Annotated in this window: 16 protein-coding genes; 5 read left to right on the plus strand and 11 right to left on the minus strand. The window is 69.4% G+C overall.

The window, feature by feature from the left end; translation table 11 throughout:
* The first annotated feature begins 298 nt into the window (after positions 1 to 298).
* Positions 299 to 508: a zinc ribbon domain-containing protein gene (locus AB0D59_RS17135; RefSeq protein WP_362565566.1), complete on the plus strand. Its 210-nt coding sequence runs from the start codon at positions 299 to 301 to the stop codon at positions 506 to 508.
* On the opposite strand, the gene AB0D59_RS17140 is transcribed toward AB0D59_RS17135, so the two are convergent.
* From AB0D59_RS17140 to AB0D59_RS17150, 3 genes are read right to left on the minus strand one after another with little or no spacing between them, the layout of a single operon-like run.
* Positions 505 to 1,317: an HAD family hydrolase gene (locus AB0D59_RS17140; RefSeq protein ID WP_362565568.1), complete on the minus strand. Its 813-nt coding sequence runs from the start codon at positions 1,315 to 1,317 to the stop codon at positions 505 to 507. The two genes, AB0D59_RS17135 and AB0D59_RS17140, sit on opposite strands and share 4 nt — an antisense overlap.
* A complete protein-coding gene (locus AB0D59_RS17145) occupies positions 1,317 to 3,947 on the minus strand; it encodes a phosphoribosyltransferase (RefSeq protein WP_362565570.1) in 2,631 nt (876 codons plus the stop codon). The genes AB0D59_RS17140 and AB0D59_RS17145 overlap by 1 nt, the downstream gene beginning before the upstream one ends.
* A gap of 29 nt (positions 3,948 to 3,976) precedes the next feature.
* Positions 3,977 to 5,149, minus strand: coding sequence for an HpcH/HpaI aldolase/citrate lyase family protein (locus AB0D59_RS17150; protein ID WP_362565572.1), 1,173 nt, complete (start codon positions 5,147 to 5,149; stop codon positions 3,977 to 3,979).
* A gap of 176 nt (positions 5,150 to 5,325) precedes the next feature.
* Between AB0D59_RS17150 and AB0D59_RS17155 the strand changes: the two genes are divergently transcribed.
* Positions 5,326 to 6,102, plus strand: a complete 777-nt coding sequence (locus tag AB0D59_RS17155; protein WP_362565574.1) for a TerD family protein — start codon at positions 5,326 to 5,328, stop codon at positions 6,100 to 6,102.
* An 18-nt stretch (positions 6,103 to 6,120) separates the two neighbouring features.
* On the opposite strand, the gene AB0D59_RS17160 is transcribed toward AB0D59_RS17155, so the two are convergent.
* From AB0D59_RS17160 to AB0D59_RS17185, 6 genes are all read right to left on the minus strand, one after another.
* Complete coding sequence (locus AB0D59_RS17160; RefSeq protein ID WP_362565576.1) at positions 6,121 to 6,858, minus strand: Tellurium resistance; 738 nt, start codon at positions 6,856 to 6,858, stop codon at positions 6,121 to 6,123.
* A 480-nt stretch (positions 6,859 to 7,338) separates the two neighbouring features.
* Positions 7,339 to 8,484 carry a DUF475 domain-containing protein gene (locus tag AB0D59_RS17165; protein WP_362565578.1) on the minus strand — a complete coding sequence of 382 codons (1,146 nt, stop codon included), beginning with the start codon at positions 8,482 to 8,484 and terminating at the stop codon, positions 7,339 to 7,341.
* Between the two features lie 132 nt (positions 8,485 to 8,616).
* Entirely contained in the window at positions 8,617 to 9,192 is a 576-nt protein-coding gene (locus AB0D59_RS17170; RefSeq protein ID WP_362565580.1) for a TerD family protein, read from the minus strand.
* A 121-nt stretch (positions 9,193 to 9,313) separates the two neighbouring features.
* Complete coding sequence (locus tag AB0D59_RS17175; RefSeq protein ID WP_362565582.1) at positions 9,314 to 9,889, minus strand: TerD family protein; 576 nt, start codon at positions 9,887 to 9,889, stop codon at positions 9,314 to 9,316.
* Between the two features lie 174 nt (positions 9,890 to 10,063).
* Complete coding sequence (locus AB0D59_RS17180) at positions 10,064 to 10,522, minus strand: peroxiredoxin (protein ID WP_362565584.1); 459 nt, start codon at positions 10,520 to 10,522, stop codon at positions 10,064 to 10,066.
* 118 nt (positions 10,523 to 10,640) lie between these two features.
* Positions 10,641 to 11,078 carry a DUF3052 domain-containing protein gene (locus AB0D59_RS17185; protein WP_352218654.1) on the minus strand — a complete coding sequence of 146 codons (438 nt, stop codon included), beginning with the start codon at positions 11,076 to 11,078 and terminating at the stop codon, positions 10,641 to 10,643.
* Positions 11,079 to 11,503: 425 nt separating this feature from the next.
* On the opposite strand from AB0D59_RS17185, the gene aceE reads away from it, so the two are divergent.
* Both aceE and AB0D59_RS17195 read left to right on the plus strand, forming a co-directional pair.
* Positions 11,504 to 14,251 (plus strand): pyruvate dehydrogenase (acetyl-transferring), homodimeric type, encoded by a 2,748-nt coding sequence (gene aceE / locus AB0D59_RS17190; RefSeq protein WP_362565586.1) that lies wholly within the window; start codon positions 11,504 to 11,506, stop codon positions 14,249 to 14,251.
* Between the two features lie 148 nt (positions 14,252 to 14,399).
* Complete coding sequence (locus tag AB0D59_RS17195; protein WP_362565588.1) at positions 14,400 to 15,251, plus strand: potassium channel family protein; 852 nt, start codon at positions 14,400 to 14,402, stop codon at positions 15,249 to 15,251.
* A gap of 381 nt (positions 15,252 to 15,632) precedes the next feature.
* Here the strand turns inward: AB0D59_RS17195 and AB0D59_RS17200 are convergent, their stop codons facing one another.
* Together AB0D59_RS17200 and AB0D59_RS17205 are read right to left on the minus strand one after the other, a co-directional pair.
* Positions 15,633 to 15,923 (minus strand): small hydrophobic protein, encoded by a 291-nt coding sequence (locus AB0D59_RS17200; RefSeq protein WP_362565967.1) that lies wholly within the window; start codon positions 15,921 to 15,923, stop codon positions 15,633 to 15,635.
* A gap of 261 nt (positions 15,924 to 16,184) precedes the next feature.
* On the minus strand, positions 16,185 to 17,831 hold the full coding sequence (locus tag AB0D59_RS17205; protein ID WP_362565590.1) for an MFS transporter: 1,647 nt from the start codon (positions 17,829 to 17,831) through the stop codon (positions 16,185 to 16,187).
* 66 nt (positions 17,832 to 17,897) lie between these two features.
* Between AB0D59_RS17205 and AB0D59_RS17210 the strand changes: the two genes are divergently transcribed.
* A complete protein-coding gene (locus AB0D59_RS17210; RefSeq protein ID WP_362565592.1) occupies positions 17,898 to 18,533 on the plus strand; it encodes a TetR family transcriptional regulator in 636 nt (211 codons plus the stop codon).
* Positions 18,534 to 18,593 lie beyond the last annotated feature (60 nt).

An 18,593-nucleotide genomic window follows, 5' to 3' on the forward strand; every position in this document is an offset into this window, starting at 1 on the left:
GCTCGTGCTCGTCCGCACCACGGCCTGCTGAATCATCCACCAGCCGAACCCCCAGGCCAGCACGCCCCAACATCAATCGCGGGGCAGCCCGTTAGACACGACGGGTGGCAGGGCCGCGGTGGGCGCGGCGCTGCGAGCCCCCCTCATCCCCCGGTCTTTCGGCTCCTCGCGGCCAGCTTAAATTATCAGCGATCTTTTCAAAATCTCCGCACAAGTATCGGACAGAAAGGAACACTCATGAAATTCTGAGGTGCAGTGATGCCCATCACTTCCTCAGTACTCCCGTTAGCCTGTCCCCATGCCCCGCTACGAGTACCGCTGCCGCACCTGCGGCGACACCTTCGAACTGTCCCGCCCCATGGCCGAGTCGTCCGCTCCGGCAGCATGCCCTGAAGGGCATGAAGACACTGTAAAGCTCTTGTCCACGGTGGCGGTGGGCGGTACGGCTTCCACACCCGCCGCCGCGCCCAGCTCCGGCGGATGTTGCGGCGGCGGCTGCTGCGGCTAGCCCTCCGTACGGACCGACTTCAGGAATTCCCGCAGGATTCGTTCTCCGGCGAGCACCCCGCGCTCCGGCAACGCGACGACGGCCGGCCCGGCCCAGCCGGCGTCGGCCAACTCCCCGTGCCCCGGGCGCCAGCCACGGTCCGCGGCCAGCAACAGGTCGGCGTCGAGCAGCGAGTCCCCCGCGGCCAGCGTCAGCTCGGCGCCACTGCGCCGCGCGACCTCCCGCATCGCCGCGCTCTTCGTCAGCGGCTTCGGCACCGCGTAGATCTTCCGCCCCTGCAACGACACCGTCCAGCCGCGGTTCTCCGCCCACACCGCGAGGCTTTTCACCCACTCCTCGGGCAGCAGCTCCCGCTCCACCACCAGGTAGGCGAACAGATCCTCGGCGACCCGGAGCTTGCGCAGCCACACCGGGTCGGCGTGCTCGGTCAGATACGCCTCCACCTCGTCCAGCGGCGCGCACTCGTCGGCCAGCCGCGCCAGCACCTGCCCGTGCCAGTCCCCGTCGGACACCCCGTCCACCAGCAGATGCCCGCCGTTGGCACAGATGGCGTACTGCGGCGCCGGCCCCGGCAGGTTGATCCGCTCGTACTGCTTACGGGTCCGGGTGGTCGTCGGCACGAAGACCGCCGCGTCGCCGAGCTCGGTCAGCAACCGCGCGGACGTCTCGGTCAGGTACGACAGCGGCCTGCTCTCGTGCACCTCCACGCAGAGCAGCCGGGGCGCCCGCGCGTCCGGCATGGTCAGCGCCAGGGCACCCGCCGAGTAGATGAGCGTACGGTCCAGGTCGCTCGCCACCAGCAGCGCCATCAGACGTTCACCGCCTTGCCGTCGGCGCCGGTCGCCCCGCGCGTGTACTTGGGATGGATCAACCCGACACAGGTGTACGGCAGTTCGCCGACCTCCTCGACCGGCACACCTCTCTGCTCGGCCAGCAGCCGCACATGGTCCAGGTCGGCGCCCGCCCCGGCCCGCGCCAGGATCTTCCAGGGCACCCGGCGCAGCAGCACCCGGGTGGTCTCCCCCACGCCCGGCTTGACGAGGTTCACGTCGTGGATGCCGTACTCCTCGCTGATCCGCTCGACGGCCGCCCAGCCCTCCCAGGTCGGCGTGCGGTCCGCGACAGCCAGCTCCTTCACGGCCTCGTCCACCGCGTCCACGACCTCCTCGAACCGCGCCGCGACCGCGTCCAGGAAGGCCACCGACACATCGGCCCCGGCCAGCTCGCGGTAGAACTTCGCGCCGTGGAAGTCGTCGGGACCCACCAGGTCGGCCCGCAGCACGGTCCGTGAGATCAGCCCGGAGACCGTCGAGTTGAGGCAGGCGGAGGGGATCAGGAAGTCCTCCCGGGTGCCGTACGTCCGCACGCACGACCCGGGGTCCGCGAGCACCGCGATCTCCGGGTCGAACCCGGAGACACCCTCCCGCTCCTCGAACTCCGTGATCGCGTCCGCGAGTTCCCGGGTGATCGCGCCCTTCCCGGTCCAGCCGTCCACGAACACGACGTCCCGTGGATCGTGATGGGCCGCCAGCCAGCGCAGCGCGTTCGCGTCGATACCGCGGCCGCGCACGATCGACACGGCGTAGTGCGGCAGCTCGGCGCCGTACCGGAACCGCGCCCAGCGGCGCATCAGCACGCCCACCGGGGTCCCGGCGCGCGCCAGCGAGACCAGCACCGGCCGGGCCGACCGTTCGGCCAGCACGGTCTCCGTCACGACCCCGACCGCCTGCGCGATCCGGGCAGCCGACGTCTCCAGGGCCGCGTGGAACAACGCCTGGTACTGCTCGCTCGGCTGGTACTCCACCGGCAGCGACTCGGCGTAGTGCGCGCCGCCGCCCTGGATGGCCTCCTCGCGCTCCTCCGTCGGTGCCTCCAGCGTGACGTCCGAGAGGTCCTGGAGCAGCCAGCCGACGTCCTCCGGCGGATACGAGGAGAAGGCGGGGCCGCGGAGGGGCTCGGGCAGCATGGCGGGGCTCTCTTCGGTCGGCGCGGGGACGTACGACGGTACGACCGCGAGCAGGACATGCGGGGCATGCGCGCCGAGCCGGGCCAGCAGGCCGTCCGGGGCGTGCAGTTCGGGGGTGTCGCCGGTGGAGTCGACGAAGACGACCACCGCGTCGAAGCCGGCGCCGGCCACGTTGTACGCGTAGCGCTCGCCGGGGCCGTCGGCGGGGTCGTCGTGGGCCGGGAAGACGAGACGGCTGCGGATGGCGTAGCCGGGGTCGTCGACGGCCAGGACGGGTGAGCGGGTGGTGGTGGAGTACCGCACCTCGGCGGTGACGAGGGCCTCCAGCTCACGGGCGACCCGGAGGGGGGCGTACATCAGCTCCTCGAAACCGAGGGTCAGCACGCGGCGGGCGTCGGCGGGCAGGGCCTCGGCGAGGCGCGCGGCCATGGCGGGAAGCGCCGTTTCGAGGCGTATTCGGTGGGCCGGGGTGAAGCCGTGCCGTCCGCCGTCGGGGAGGCCTTGCGGCCAGTGCAGGTCGATGCGGGTGAGGTGGGTGCCGTGGGGGGTGGTGCGGTTGTCGGTCGCCTGCGGGCCGGTGGGGGCCGGCCGCGCCCACGCGGCGGTAGCCGCAGATTCAACACGGCCCCGCGCCCCCAGGGGGGTGAGGGCAACGCCCTCAAGGTGCGCGGGGCCGTGTCCGTATGCGGCTCCGCCGCCGGGCGCGGCCGGCCCCGACGGCGCCGCACCCGCCTGACCACCTGTCGCGGCACTCTCTTCGTACCGAGCCACCAGCTCCTGACCCTTTTCCAGGACGCCCTCGGGCAGCTTCACCGTCCCCGACGCCGCCGCCACCAGGTCCACCCGCGCGTCGATCTCCTCGGCGAACGACGTCAGTCGCCCCGCGTCCGCCGGTGATCGCATATCCACCAGAGCCACCACGACGTAACGTTTCCGCGGATAACGGGCGTGCAGGTCCCTGATCGTGTTCAGGACCGTGTTGCCCGTGGAGAACTCGTCGTCGACGAGGACCAGGGGGCCGTCACCGGAGAGCAGCCCGGGGTCCTCCGGGAGCAGCAGATGCGAGGTCGCGTGCGAGTGGGACTCCTCGAAGCCCCCCGCGGGCTCGACCCCGGCGACCGGCCGGCGTGTGGAGTGCAGGTACGGGGCGAGGCCGATACCGTCGGCCACCGAATGCCCGAGGCCCGTGGCCGTCTCGGCGTAGCCCAGGACGACCGCCTGCCCGGCTTCGGCCTCGCCGAGGAGCTCACGCACCCGGCGGCCGAGGGTGAACCCGTGGCCGTACACCACCGCGGGCGACTGCGGCACGTGCTTGCCGAGCACGTTGGAGACCAGCAGGTGGGCCCGCTTGGGGTTACGGCGCAGGGCCAGTCCGAGAAAGGCCCGCAGGCCGTCGTCGCCCACGAGTTCGACGCCGAGCCGCTCGGCGACCCAGCTGCCGGACCAGTCCCCGTTGTTCACTGCGATGTTCATGTGCTTCCCGTGTCGTCCCCTAGGGCCCGTCAACCGGGGATTCCGGCGGCGAGCAGCTCCACGAAGCCGACGTCCTCGTTGGCCACGCCGAACACCTCGGCCCGCAGCATGGTCCGCTCGGCCCAGGCGCGGTGCGGCTTCACCTCGTTCATCTTGTTCGTGTACGCCGAGCGAAGTACACCCCCACCCCCTCGTTCCGGCCGCAGGATGTCCTGGGCGTCCGAGAACTCCTCGTGACTGACGACCGACAGCGCGTGCACGGGGATGACGTGCGAGGGGTGGATGCAGGTCTTGCCGAGCAGGCCGTTGGCGTGGTCCAGGGAGATCTCTCTGAGCAGCCCGTCCATGGCGTGCTCGATGAGGCGGTCGCGCAGCTCCACGGCCTGCTCCTCCAGGAAGGGGCTGGAGCGCAGCAAGGGCTTGAACATGCGCTCGGGGACCCGGAAGTACTCCCAGACCGGCCCGGTCACCGTGAACCCGGTGCCGTCGGCCCGCCCCAGCATGTTCACCACGTCCGCGATCACGGAGGCGATGATCTGCACGTCGTAGGCGGTCATGTCGGGTGCCCGCCGCAGCCCGTACGAGGAGCAGAAATCGGTCACCCCGAGCCTCAGCGCCAGCACCCTGCTCCGGTACTTGTCGACGGCGCGGGCGATGCCCTCCAGAGCGTCCACGCGCGTCTCCCGGTACATCAGCTCGGGCGTCTCCAGGACGGGCATCCCGAAGAGCCGGCGGCCGCTGCGCGCCTCGGCTCCGGTCAGCGCCTCCAGGAAGGGGATGCCGCGCTCCTCGGTGAACTTCGGGAACACGAACCCGGACAGCAGCGACACGCTGCCGCCGAGCCGCCGCACCAGATCGGGGATCTGCTCGGGCTCGCGGACCCGGATGAAGAGCAGCGGCAGCTCCAGGCCCGCCCGGACCCGGGCGGCCAGGTCGGCGAACTGGCGGACGAGGTTCGCCTCGCCCGCCACCACGTCCTCGTCGCCGATGGAGTCCTCCAGGCACAGCACCATCGAGACCACGCCGAGACCCGCCTGCTTGACGATGTCGTCGGCGAGCCGCTCCCGGGTGGCCGGGCTGTACAGCGTGGCGCCCAGGGCCGCGGAGAGCAGCCGGGCCGGGGAACCGGCGGTGAACTCGCACGGCTCCTGGTGGAAGAGGCGCTGCCGCACCTCAGGTGCGATGTGCCCGAAATGACGCATAGAACTCCCCCGTGGCGTGGGCCTAGCCTGTGGAATTGGTAAAGGGTGGCCGGTAATAGTACGTACAAAGCCATGTCGAGGGTTCCCGCCGGGCATGAATTCCAGGTAACCCGCCTGTGTCGGTCGCGGAGCCCCCCGCGTTGTCGTGACCAGGACCGAGAGGGCAGGATGACCGCATGACGCACGCGATGCTGAAGGGGTCGAACGTCCCCGTGGAGGCCACCACGGTCCGGGCGGTACTGCGCTGGACCCCCGGGCAGGGAGTCCCGGACGTCGATGCCTCGGCGCTGCTCCTCGGCCCCGACGGACGTGTGCGCTCCGACGAGGACTTCGTCTTCTACAACCAGCCCCGGCATCCCTCCGGGAAGGTCTGGCGGCTCGGCAAGAAACGGGTGGCCGAAGGCCTCACCGACACGATCCAGACAGATCTCCCCGGTGTCGAGCCCAATGTCGGCCGAATCCTCCTGGTCGCATCGGCGGACGGCGTCCCGTTCGAACACGTACCCGCGCTGCGCATCCTGCTGTACGACGCCTCGGCTCCCGACGCCGAGCCGCTGGCCCACTTCGACATCAAGCCGGAGACCGGCGCCGAGACGGCCCTGATCTGCGGCGAGCTGTACCGCAGGGGCGAGGGCTGGAAGTTCCGCGCGCTGGGCGAGGGCTACAGCAACGGCCTCAAGGGCCTGGCGACCGACTTCGGCATCTCGGTGGACGAGTCGGAGTCGCTGGAGGAGCTGCCGGCCTCCCAGCCGCTGCCGCCCGAGCAGCCGACCTCGGTCCCGGCCCAGCCGGCGTACGGCTACCCCCAGCCGACCTCACCGGCCTACGGCTACCCCCAGCAACAGCCCCAGTCGGGCTACGGCTACCCCCCACCGGCCCCGGTCCCGGTGGCGACGGTCCCGAACACGGACTTCCGGCTGCCTCCGCAGGGACCGCAGTTCATCGGGCGATGACCGCGCCGCCGCAGCCGCCTACTTCTCCACCTTCGTCTTGTAACCCCGCCCCCACTGCAGCCCCCACCCGTACAACCGGTCCAGCTCCCCCTGGAACCCGTACACGAACTTCACCTCGCGCCGGACGACCAGTTCGCCCTTGACGTTCTCGATCATCACCACCGCGCACGACCGGGCCTGCGGATGCCGTTCGTCCAGGCCTATCTCGATCCGCGGCCCGTTGCTGGGGTAGAGCGTCACGATCGCGTGGGTGCGGTCGAACGCGGGCGTCTGGTCGTAGATGTACACGAAGACCAGCAGCCGCTTGATGTCGTCCCGATGATCAAGGTTGACGTACATCGTCTCGCCGGACGCGGACCCGAACCGGTCGTCGCCGCTGAGCTTGACGTACGGCGGTGCGTTCACGTCCCCGAGCAGACCGCCGAGCGGCTGTACGACACCCTTGCTCCCGTCGGTCAGCTCGTACAGCGCCCCAAGGTCGAGGTCGACGTTGACCATGCTCTGCCCGTGCCCGATCACCTCCGGCGGCCTGAGCGCCTTGAAGGGGTGCCGGAACAGGCTCGTGCGCTGTTCGCCGTCGAAGTCGGACGTCCGCATCCGCCAGCTCAGGTTGATGCGCAGGTTGCCGGTGGCCGCGCCCTGCTTGGTGAGGGACACCTGCTGGTGCCGCTTGGTGAGCTCGATGGAGTTGGACGCGGCGCTGCCCGAGTCGAACTCGGCAGCCCTTCCGCCCAGCAGCCCGTCGAAGAAACCCATTCCCGCCCCCAGAGACTTCTGCCAACGCCTCGGGGCGACCGACCGTGTCGGCCGCCCCGTACAGAGCGTTCCTCGTCCAGAAGGGTGTCACACCGTTCCTGTGGACTGAGCGGAAGTGAGTCCGCTCAGCCGCACGCACCGAACGGTCTTGGGCGCACTGGTCCCCCGCGTACTCGACCCCGAGGCAGCGACACGGATCCTGTCCGTGGTCCGATCTCGGGAGGCCGGTTCCCTCACGATCTGGCCATATGGATACGGCCAGAGGCGACGGGGAGGCCCCGAACCATCACACCGGTGGAGCGGGGGCCCCGCACGCCGGCGCCGTAACCGGCGTCCCAGATCGCACGATCACCGTAGCCCGAACAGCCCAGACCACCGCAAGCCCGGAAGCCGACCATCACACGATCGAGTCAAACCGCCCTTGCGTGCGCTCTCCGGCGAGCAGCTTGCAACCGTTCGTTTTCGGACCGGCGAACCGGTTCAGACGCCGGACGAGACCTCAGCCTTCTCGTCCGTCCCCGCTTTTCCCTCGGCCGCCGCCAATCGCCGGTTGCGTCGCACGGAGGACCAGAACGACCAGCCGATCAGGACGACGCCGACGAGACCGGTGATGACCTCGTTGATCTCGTACTGGATGGTGACCATCAGGATGACGGCCAGCGCGCCGATCGCGTAGTGGGCGCCGTGCTCCAGGTAGACGTAGTCGTCGAGGGTGCCCTGCCGGACCAGGTAGACCGTGAGCGACCGGACGTACATCGCGCCGATACCGAGGCCGAGGGCCATCAGCACGATGTCGTTGGTGATGGCGAAGGCGCCGATCACACCGTCGAAGGAGAAGGACGCGTCCAGGACCTCCAGGTAGAGGAACATGAAGAACGCCGCCTGGCCGGCCAGTACCACCGCCGACTTCTTCTTGCCGGTGCGCTCGGCCTCTTCCTCCTCCTCGTGCTCGCGCTCCTCCTCGGCTTCGAGCCGGTCCTCGAAGAAGCCGGAGAGGCCGCCGACGATCATGTAGGTGATCAGGCCCGCGATACCGGCGATCAGGACCGTCTGCGCCTTGTCGACATGGCCACCGCCGTGCTGGTGGGCGTGGGTGGCGAAGGTGAAGGAGGTGATCAGCAGGACGATCAGGGCGATGCAGACCGCCAGCATGTCGACCTTGCCGAGCTTGGCCAGCGGGCGCTCGATCCAGCGCAGCCACTGGATGTCCCGGTCCTCGAAGATGAAGTCGAGGAAGATCATCAGCAGGAACATGCCGCCGAAGGCGGCGATCGCCGGGTGGGCGTCGGTGACCAGTTCCTGGTAGCGGTCCTTGTTGTTGAGCGCGAGGTCGACGGCCTCGATGGGGCCCATCTTGGCGGTGACCGCGACGATCACGACGGGGAAGACCAGCCGCATGCCGAAGACCGCGATGAGCACGCCGACCGTGAGGAAGATCTTCTGCCAGAAGGCACTCATCTTCTTCAGGATTCCGGCGTTGACGACCGCGTTGTCGAACGACAGGGAGATCTCGAGGACGGCGAGGATCGCCACGATGCCGAAGGCCTCCCAGCCCCCGTAGAAGACCGCGGCGACCAGGCCGAGCGCGGTGATCGCGAACGACCAGCCGAAGGTTTTCAGAAGCACTGGCTACCCAATCATGGTGTGGTACGGGTCTCTCCCGCGCCGTACGCGGCTTTACTCACTGTTGACCACGGAGTCTAGAGGGCATCGGTGTCCTACGGCTCGCGCGGGCCCTACATCCGGCTGTGACGGGTGCTACGAGACGTTCACACCGAAGTCGAGCGCGATACCCCGCAGCCCTGAGGCGTAGCCCTGGCCGACGGCCCGGAACTTCCATTCGCCCTGGTACCGGTAGAGCTCGCCGAAGATCATGGCGGTCTCGGTGGAGGCGTCCTCGCTGAGGTCGTAGCGGGCGAGCTCCTGGCCGTCGGCCTGGTTGACGACCCGGATGAACGCGTTGGAGACCTGGCCGAAGGTCTGGCCGCGCTCGTCGGCCATGTGGATGGAGACCGGGAAGATGACCTTGTCGCACTCGGCCGGCACCTTGGGCAGGTCGACCAGAATCGATTCGTCGTCGCCCTCGCCCTCACCGGTGAGGTTGTCTCCGGTGTGCTCGACGGAGCCGTCGGGGCTCTTGAGCTGGTTGTAGAAGACGAACCACTCGTCGCCGAGCACCCGGCCGTCCTTGCACAGCAGTGCGCTGGCGTCCAGGTCGAAGGGGGCGCCGGTGGTGGAGCGGGCGTCCCAACCGAGTCCGATCATGACGTTGGTGAGGTTCGGTGCGGCCTTGGAGAGGGAGACATTGCCTCCCTTGGCGAGCGTGACGCCCATGGTGCTGGTCCTCCCCTAGCGGTGTTTCTCCGGTTGTCCTGCACGTCCGGCGCCGACCGTAAACGGTGCGACGCCGGACAGTGCGGACTTTCGAACGCCCTCGACGGGCGCCCGGACGGGCTCAGACGTTGACGCCGAAGTCCTGGGCGATGCCGCGCAGGCCGGAGGCGTAGCCCTGGCCGATGGCGCGGAACTTCCACTCCGCGCCGTTGCGGTACAGCTCGCCGAAGACCATGGCGGTCTCGGTCGAGGCGTCCTCGGACAGGTCGTAGCGGGCGATCTCGGCGCCGCCTGCCTGGTTCACGACGCGGATGAACGCGTTGCGGACCTGGCCGAAGGACTGCTGGCGGTTGTCGGCGTCGTAGATCGACACCGGGAAGACGATCTTTTCGACGTCGGCGGGGACCGCGGCCAGGTTGACCTTGACCACCTCGTCGTCGCCCTCGCCCTCACCCGTGAGGTTGTCTCCGGTGTGCTCGACCGAGCCGTCGGGGCTCTTGAGGTTGTTGAAGAAGACGAAGTTCTGGTCGCTGCCGACCTTGCCCTCCGAGTTCAGCAGCAGCGCGCTGGCGTCGAGGTCGAAGTCGGTGCCGGTGGTGGTCCGGACGTCCCAGCCCAGACCGACGAGGACCGCGGTCAGGCCCGGGGCCTCCTTCGTCAGCGATACGTTGCCGCCCTTGCTGAGGCTGACTCCCACGAGTCCTCCCTTGTGGTCTCCAGGGGCGGGGAGCCCCCGTCGTGCTTCGGATACCGGATCAACGATTCGATCCTAGTGACGGGTTCCCGCCCCCCGCAGGCCCTGGACCCCGAGAATTACCGGGTGTCGGCCCTGTCGACCCCTAGGGGATCGACGAACGGTCCTTGAAGCGGTCTACAGGGCGTCGAGCGCCTTCACGTAGTCGTTCAGGTCGCGCGCGTCCGGCAGTCCGTTGACCACGGTCCACCGCACGACGCCCTCCTTGTCGATGACGAAGGTGCCGCGGACCGCACAGCCCTTGGCCTCGTCGAAGACGCCGTAGGCGCGTGAGGTCTCGCCGTGCGGCCAGAAGTCGCTGAGCAGCGGGTACTCCAGGCCCTCCTGCTCGGCGAAGACCCGCAGGGTGTGGATGGAGTCGTTGGAGACGGCGAGCAACTGGGTGCCGCGGTCCTCGAACTGCGGCAGGTGGTCGCGCAGCTCGCACAGCTCACCGGTGCACACGCCGGTGAAGGCGAACGGGTAGAAGAGCACCACGACGTTCTTCTCGCCGCGGAAGTCGGACAGCCGCACGGACCGGCCGTGGTTGTCCTTGAGCTCGAAGTCGGGCGCCTTGTCGCCGACCTGGATCGCCATCGCTGCATCCCTTCGTAAGGGGCTGTTCGGGTGAGGACACCCTATGCGGCGACCTGTAGCCGGCGATCACGGCAGGCCGACGGACGGACCGGAGCACGGTCCGTCCGCCGGGTGGGGCTCAGCGCTTCTTGGCGGCGCCCTTCGGGGTCAGCAGCCGGCTGCCGTTCCAGTCCTTGCCCACGCTGACGCCCTTGGTCTGCGAGAGGCCGGCGGTCGTGGCCGCCTCGCCGATGTCGCTCGGCTCGACGTAGCCGTCACGGCCCGTCTTCGGAGTCAGCAGCAGGATCCAGCCGCCTTCCTCCATGTACGTGACGGCATCCACCAGCGCGTCCGTCAGGTCGCCGTCATCCTCACGGAACCACAGCACCACGGCGTCGGCCACGTCGTCGTAGTCCTCGTCCACCAACTCGGTGCCGATGGTGTCTTCGATGGACTCGCGGAGTTCCTGGTCGACGTCGTCGTCGTAGCCGATCTCCTGGACCACCTGGTCTGGCTGGAACCCCAGCCTGACGGCAGGGGTGGTCCGCTCCTCCGCGTGGTCCGCGGTCGCGCTCACGGGTTGCCTCCTGATCATGTCTTGTTGATTAACTCAGCCACGCGCGTGCGCGAAGCATTGGCCGTAGTCCACACGGGCGGGACGGATCGCGCAAGTACCCGGCCGTTCAGACCGCCGAAACGGTGACGATCCCGGCCGTGTCGCCGCAACTCCCGGCACCGTATCGCAGACAGGTGTGGCACACACCACTCCCCTTTTGCCCGCTATGTTCCTTTCGGAATCATCCTCACATACGACGGTCGAACGAGTTTGCCAAGCACGTCACACCCCGGGCGTATCGTTGCGTTTTGGCCGGGCCCGAGTTACCTCACGGTAGAGATGACGTGCGCTGCCCCGAGGTGGACGATGGACAGCGGTGCAGGGAAACGCAGGGATATGCAGGAAAACGCAGGGAATCAGTGCCCCTCTGACAGGTAAGGAACAGCGTGGCTTCCGGATCCGATCGCAACCCGATCATCATTGGCGGCCTTCCGAGTCAGGTTCCTGACTTCGATCCCGAGGAAACCCAGGAGTGGCTCGACTCGCTCGACGCCGCCGTGGACGAGCGCGGCCGGGAACGGGCCCGTTATCTGATGCTCCGCCTGATCGAGCGCGCCCGCGAGCGGCGGGTGGCCGTACCCGAGATGCGCAGCACGGACTACGTCAACACGATCCCCACCCGCGCGGAGCCGTTCTTCCCGGGCAACGAGGAGATCGAGCGCAAGGTCCTCAACGCGACCCGCTGGAACGCGGCCGTGATGGTCTCCCGTGCGCAGCGTCCGGGCATCGGCGTCGGCGGCCACATCGCCACCTTCGCCTCCTCAGCGTCCCTCTACGACGTCGGCTTCAACCACTTCTTCCGCGGCAAGGACGACGGCCGCGGCGGCGACCAGGTCTTCTTCCAGGGCCACGCCTCCCCCGGTATCTACGCGCGCGCGTTCCTGCTCGACCGGCTCGACGAGGAGCAGCTGGACGGCTTCCGCCAGGAGAAGTCGAAATACCCGAACGGCCTCTCCAGTTACCCGCACCCGCGCTCGATGCCGGACTTCTGGGAGTTCCCCACGGTGTCGATGGGCCTCGGCCCGATCGGCGCGATCTACCAGGCGCGGATGAACCGCTACATGCACGCGCGCGGGATCGCGGACACCTCGAACTCGCACGTCTGGGCCTTCCTCGGCGACGGCGAGATGGACGAGCCGGAGTCGCTCGGCCAGCTGTCCATCGCCGCGCGCGAGGGCCTGGACAACCTGACCTTCGTCGTCAACTGCAACCTCCAGCGGCTCGACGGCCCGGTGCGCGGCAACGGCAAGATCATCCAGGAGCTGGAGTCGGTCTTCCGGGGCGCCGGCTGGAACGTGATCAAGCTGGTCTGGGACCGCACCTGGGACCCGCTGCTCGCCCAGGACCGCGACGGCGTCCTGGTCAACAAGATGAACACGACCCCCGACGGGCAGTTCCAGACCTACGCCACCGAGTCCGGCGGGTACATCCGCGACCACTTCTTCGGCGACGACCAGCGGCTGCGCGCGATGGTCGAGCACATGAGCGACGACCAGATCCTGCACCTGGGCCGCGGCGGCCACGACCACCGCAAGATCTACGCGGCGTTCAAGGCGGCCACCGAGCACCGGGGCCAGCCGACGGTCATCCTGGCCAAGACGATCAAGGGCTGGACGCTGGGCCCGAACTTCGAGGGCCGCAACGCCACGCACCAGATGAAGAAGCTGACGGTCGCCGACCTCAAGGGCTTCCGGGACCGGCTGCACCTGCCGATCTCCGACCAGGAGCTGGAGTCCGGCCTGCCGCCGTACTACCACCCGGGCCGGAACTCGGAGGAGATCCAGTACATGCACGACCGGCGCAAGGGGCTCGGCGGCTACGTCCCGACCCGCGTCGTGCGCTCCCAGCCGCTCGCCCTGCCGGACGACAAGACGTACGCGACCGTGAAGAAGGGCACCGGCCAGCAGTCCATCGCGACCACCATGGCCTTTGTCCGCCTCCTCAAGGACCTCATGCGGGACAAGGAGCTCGGCCGTCGCTTCGTTCTGATCGCGCCGGACGAGTACCGCACCTTCGGCATGGACTCCTTCTTCCCGAGCGCGAAGATCTACAACCCGCTGGGCCAGCAGTACGAGGCGGTCGACCGCGACCTGCTGCTCGCCTACAAGGAGTCGCCGACCGGCCAGATGCTGCACGACGGCATCTCCGAGGCCGGCTGCACGGCCTCCCTGATCGCGGCGGGCTCGGCCTACGCCACCCACGGCGAGCCGCTCATCCCGGTCTACGTCTTCTACTCGATGTTCGGTTTCCAGCGCACCGGCGACCAGTTCTGGCAGATGGCCGACCAGCTGGCGCGCGGTTTCGTCCTGGGCGCGACCGCCGGCCGCACGACCCTGACCGGTGAGGGCCTCCAGCACGCCGACGGCCACTCCCAGCTGCTCGCCTCGACGAACCCGGGCTGCGTGGCCTACGACCCGGCGTACGCGTACGAGATCGCACACATCGTCCAGGACGGCCTGCGCCGGATGTACGGCGGTGACGCCGAGCACCCGCACGGCGAGGACGTCTTCTACTACCTGACCGTCTACAACGAGCCGATCCAGCACCCGGCCGAGCCGGCCGACGTGGACGTCGAGGGCATCCTCAAGGGCATCCACCGGATCAGCGCGGGCACGGGCGGCACCGTCCCGGCGCAGATCATGGCGTCCGGTGTCGCGGTCCCGTGGGCGATCGAGGCGCAGCGAATCCTCGCCGCGGACTGGAACGTGAAGGCCGACGTCTGGTCCGCCACGTCCTGGAACGAGCTGCGGCGCGAGGCCGTGGCCTGCGAGCAGCACAACCTCCTGCACCCGGAGGAGGAGCAGCGCACCCCGTACGTGACGCGCAAGCTGAGCGTCGCCGAGGGTCCGTTCGTGGCCGTGTCCGACTGGATGCGATCGGTTCCGGACCAGATCGCGCGCTGGGTGCCGGGCACGTACCAGTCGCTGGGCGCCGACGGCTTCGGCTTCGCCGACACGCGCGGCGCGGCACGCCGGTTCTTCCACATCGACGCGCAGTCGATCGTGGTCGCGGTGCTGACCGAGCTGGCCCGTGAGGGCAGGCTCGACCGCTCGGTGCTCAAGCAGGCCATCGACCGGTACCAACTGCTGGACGTGACGGCGGCCCACCCGGGCGTGGCGGGCGGCGACGCGTAGCCGCTGCGCTCGGCTTCGGCCGGTGCAGGGCGGTGCAGGCGGTGGGGAGCTGCGGGTTGGGGGGGCCGGTCGCGCCCACGCGGCGGAGGCCGCAGCTCGACACAGGTCCGCGCCCCTTCGGGGCGCGGACAGTGCCTACGATGCCCACATGGAGCCACAGTCCGCGCAGGCGCGTTGGGAACAGCTCACCCAACGGCCGTTGCTGGCGCTCGCGGTGGCCTTCGCCGTCGCGTACGCGCTGCCCATCGTGGACAGTTCCGCAGGGCACGTCCTCACCGCCGCGTGCACGGTGGCGGAGTGGGTGGTGTGGGGTTCGTTCGCTCTCGACTACCTCGTACGGCTGGCTCTGGCGCCCCGGCGCAAGGAGTTCGTGCGGACGCACTGGATAGACCTGTGCGCGGTGGTGCTGCCGATACTCCAGCCGCTGCGGCTGCTCCGGCTCGTCGCGACGCTGACGTTGGTGGGGCGGCGGGCCCGGATGGCCTCGCAGATCCGGCTGACGACCTATGTGGTGGGCGCGGTCGTCGGACTGCTGATGTTCGGATCGCTGGCCGTGCTCTCGGTGGAGCGGGACTCCCCGAACGGGAACATCCGGACGCTGGGTGACGCGCTGTGGTGGTCGTTCACGACGATGACGACGGTGGGATACGGCGACCACGCGCCGACGACCGGGCTGGGCCGGATGATCGCGGTCGGTCTGATGCTGTCCGGGATCGCCCTGCTGGGTGTGGTGACGGCGAACATCGCGACGTGGTTCATCGCACGGTTCGAGAAGGACGACGTGGAGGAACGGCGGCAGACGGAGGCGATCGCGCTGCTGACCGAGGAGGTGCGGGCGCTGCGGGCCGAGGTGGCGGCGTTGCAGGGGTGCCCGGGCCCGGGGCTGGGGAGCGGGATGCGCTCACCGGCCCTGGCCGGGTGCCGCTGCGCCCACCCGTGCCGCGTGGGGGTCCCCCCGGGCCTTTCGGGCTCCGGGGGAGGCACGACTGCCCGCAGCTAGTGCCGTGGCAGGCAACGTTTGCCCGTGAAGGAGCGGCGCCCGGTGCGTGCTCTCGGCGTGCCGGACGGAGGCCCTCGTACTGGACGTACTTGGGTCTTCGGCTGGTGCGGCGAGTGGGGGTCCCCCCGGCCGAAGGCTGGGGGAGCGTGCCGGGCGTCGCGACGGGGCGAACGTTGCCTGTCACGGCACTAGGAAGCCGATGCGGCTGCCCGCCGCTGAGACGCTCGCACGGGTGCCGCTTCGTGGGTGGGCGCGCCACAGCGGCACCACTGCCCGCCGCTGAGAAGAAGCGGCGGCGACAGCGCCCCGTAAGGGGCGCGGGGCCGTCTCGATGTGCGGCTCCGCCGCGTGGACGCGAGCAGCCCCCACCGGCCCCGCGGGCTACAGCGGCGACACGCCCCCCAGCCACAGCAACGCCAGCACCGTGTCGATCGCCCCCAGCACCACCGCCACCAGCGCCGGAATCGAGCTGTTCGGCGACCACCTGCGGCCCATGGAGAGCCAGCCGCACACCAGTGCCGCCGGCCCGAGCACGATCCCGAGGGCGAAGAAGCCGACCACGGCGAATATCGTGCCGATGATTCCGAGCGTGTCACGGTCCAGCCCGGTCCGCGCACCTGCCCGGCCGCGTGAACGGGGGTACCCGCGTGTTCGTTGCCCGAAGCTCGCCATCATCAACTCCCTGGTCTCCATGGACTGTTCGGGTGCGATGACCGGGTACCCCTGTTCCGCGTCCGCAGACCTGCCCGCGCGCTGCCCCCCTCCAGCAGCGCGCCGCGGCCCGGCTGCCCTCCCATGCCCTGCGGAGGACTTGACCCACTGTGACCTGCGGCGCATGCCGAGGGCGAGGAATCTTTAGCGGAGTCACCCTGATAGGGGAACTCCACCAGAGGAAACCGGACATATCGACCGGCGCTGCGCGCTGAAGCCGCGCTAGATGTGTCCGACCCCGGAACCGGCGTCCGCGTTCTCGCCGCGCTTGGTGAACAGCGCGACCAGGATCGCGACCGCCGCCACACCCGCCGCGACCAACGAGGCGAGGCTCATGCCGGAGATGAACGTGTCGTGGGCGACGCCGGAGATCTTCGCGGCGATCTCCGCGGGCGTGCCCTTGGCGACCGGCGCGACACCGACCTGGACCGCCTCGGAGGCCTGCGCCAGCTGCGCGTCGGTCAGCTTCGGCAGCCCCGCGTCGGCCCAGTTGCCCGGCAGGTCGTTGTCGACCTTGGAGGCCATCACGGCGCCCAGCACGGCCGTGCCGAGGCTGCCGCCGATCTGCATCGCGGCCTGCTGGAGCCCGCCGGCCACACCGGACAGCTCCATCGCCGCGTTGCCGACGATGACCTCGGTGGCGCCGACCATGACCGGCGCGAGGCCGAGGCCGAGCAGGGCGAACCAGATGGACATCACGACGCTGCTGGTGTCCGCCTTCAGGGTGGACATGCCGTACATGGCGATCGCGGTGGCCGCCATGCCGCCGGCCAGCGGGATCCGCGGGCCGAGCTTGGTGATCGCCGCGCCGGCCAGCGGGGAGCCGACGATCATCATGCCGGTGAGGGGCAGGAGATGGAGACCGGCGTCCACCGGGCCCATGCCGTGGACGTTCTGGAGGTAGAACGTCACGAAGAACAGGCCGCCCATGAAGGCGATGGCCATCAGGACCATCAGGACCACGCCCGCGGAGAGCGGGACCGAGCGGAACAGGGTGAGCGGGATCAGCGGCTCCTTGACCCTGGTCTCCCAGAAGGAGAAGAGGACGAAGCCCAGCACGGACGCGGCGATGAACGTCCACGTCAGGCCGGCGCCCCAGCCCCAGCTCGGCGCCTTGATGAGCGCCCAGACCAGGCAGAACATCGCGCCGGAGAGCAGGGCGATGCCGAGCAGGTCGAAGGAGCGCGGAGCGCTGTATCCATTTTCCGGGCTCCGCCCGAGGGCGGCGCGGTGATCGCGCAGGATCAGCACGCCCAGGACCAGGGCGATCAGGCCGACCGGCACGTTGATGAAGAACACCGACTGCCAGCTGACGTGCTGCACCAGCACACCGCCGAGGATCGGGCCGCCCGCGGTGGAGGCGCCGATGACCATGCCCCAGATGCCGATGGCCATGTTGAGCTTCTCGGCCGGGAAGGTGGCCCGCAGCAGGCCGAGCGCGGCGGGCATCAGCAGCGCGCCGAACAGGCCCTGGAAGACGCGGAAGGTGACGACCAGGCCGATGCTGTCGGACAGGCCGATGGCGCCCGAGGCGGCGGCGAAGCCGACGACACCGATCAGGAAGGTCTGCCGGTGGCCGAAGCGGTCACCGAGCTTGCCCGCGGTGATCAGGGAGACCGCGAGGGCGAGGAAGTAGCCGTTGGTGATCCACTGCACCTGGGCGAAGGTGGCGCCGAGGTCCTTCTGGATCGCCGGGTTGGCGATGGCCACGATGGTGCCGTCGAGGGCGACCATCATGACCCCGACGGCGACGGTGATCAGGGTGAACCAGGGATGGCCGCGCAGGCCGGCGGCCGGCGGCTGTTCCGGCAGGGCTGTAGGTGTTACGTCCCCCGACCCCGCCGTGTCGATCGTGGTCTGACTAGTCATACGATCGAGGCTAGTGACAGCGACTGACAGTTGACAAACGAAATCACTAGTCAGTAACTGTCAGGCATGGAAACGTTGCGCGAACGCAAGAAACAGCGCACCCGGGACGCGCTGCTGCGCTCCGCGCTGGAGCTGTTCGCGACCCAGGGCTACGAGCACACCACCGTCGACGAGATCGTCGAGTCCGTCGACGTCTCGCAGCGCACCTTCTTCCGCTACTTCGCCAGCAAGGAGGACGTGGCCTTCTTCCTGCCCCGGCTCACCGAGGCGCACTATGTCGAGGCGTTGCGTCGGCGCCCGGCGGAGGAGCCGCCGCTGGAGGCGCTGCGCCGGTCCGTCATGGACAGCTGGGACAGCATCGGGGAGGCCATCGAGCGGTACGTCCCGGTCGAACTGCTGATGCGCACGTACAAGATGATCGAGGCGACCCCGGTCCTGCACGCCGCCCATCTGCGGCGCCAGTCGGAGACCGAGGAGGAGATCGCGCGGATCGTCGCCGAGCGGGAGGGCGTCGACCCGGACACCGACCCCCGACCCCGGCTCGTGGTCGCCGTGTTCGGCGCGGTCATCCGGGTGACCGAGCGGCACTGGTCGGTCGGCGACGACTTCAGCGTCACGGCGATCCGCGAACTCACCGCGTCGTACCTCGACCAGGTGGGGCCGGCGCTCACCGGCAACTGGCGCGAGAGTCGCGAGAGCTGAGAGGGACGGCACGAGCCGAGACGGACCACACGAACCGAGACGGACCACACGAACCGAGAC

This window comes from Streptomyces sp. NPDC048417, from assembly GCF_040651615.1.
Lineage (GTDB): Bacteria > Actinomycetota > Actinomycetes > Streptomycetales > Streptomycetaceae > Streptomyces.

Excerpts from the sequence above, each read along its gene's own strand:
- AB0D59_RS17180 (WP_362565584.1), bottom strand. The coding sequence starts at position 10,522 with ATGGCGATCCAGGTCGGCGACAAGGCGCCCGACTTCGAGCTCAAGGAC.
- AB0D59_RS17150 (WP_362565572.1), bottom strand. The coding sequence starts at position 5,149 with ATGCGTCATTTCGGGCACATCGCACCTGAGGTGCGGCAGCGCCTCTTC.
- AB0D59_RS17205 (WP_362565590.1), bottom strand. The coding sequence starts at position 17,831 with ATGACTAGTCAGACCACGATCGACACGGCGGGGTCGGGGGACGTAACA.
- AB0D59_RS17155 (WP_362565574.1), top strand. The coding sequence starts at position 5,326 with ATGACGCACGCGATGCTGAAGGGGTCGAACGTCCCCGTGGAGGCCACC.
- AB0D59_RS17210 (WP_362565592.1), top strand. The coding sequence starts at position 17,898 with ATGGAAACGTTGCGCGAACGCAAGAAACAGCGCACCCGGGACGCGCTG.
- AB0D59_RS17170 (WP_362565580.1), bottom strand. The coding sequence starts at position 9,192 with ATGGGCGTCACGCTCGCCAAGGGAGGCAATGTCTCCCTCTCCAAGGCC.
- AB0D59_RS17145 (WP_362565570.1), bottom strand. The coding sequence starts at position 3,947 with ATGAACATCGCAGTGAACAACGGGGACTGGTCCGGCAGCTGGGTCGCC.
- AB0D59_RS17135 (WP_362565566.1), top strand. The coding sequence starts at position 299 with ATGCCCCGCTACGAGTACCGCTGCCGCACCTGCGGCGACACCTTCGAA.
- AB0D59_RS17140 (WP_362565568.1), bottom strand. The coding sequence starts at position 1,317 with ATGGCGCTGCTGGTGGCGAGCGACCTGGACCGTACGCTCATCTACTCG.
- AB0D59_RS17160 (WP_362565576.1), bottom strand. The coding sequence starts at position 6,858 with ATGGGTTTCTTCGACGGGCTGCTGGGCGGAAGGGCTGCCGAGTTCGAC.
- AB0D59_RS17195 (WP_362565588.1), top strand. The coding sequence starts at position 14,400 with ATGGAGCCACAGTCCGCGCAGGCGCGTTGGGAACAGCTCACCCAACGG.
- AB0D59_RS17200 (WP_362565967.1), bottom strand. The coding sequence starts at position 15,923 with ATGGCGAGCTTCGGGCAACGAACACGCGGGTACCCCCGTTCACGCGGC.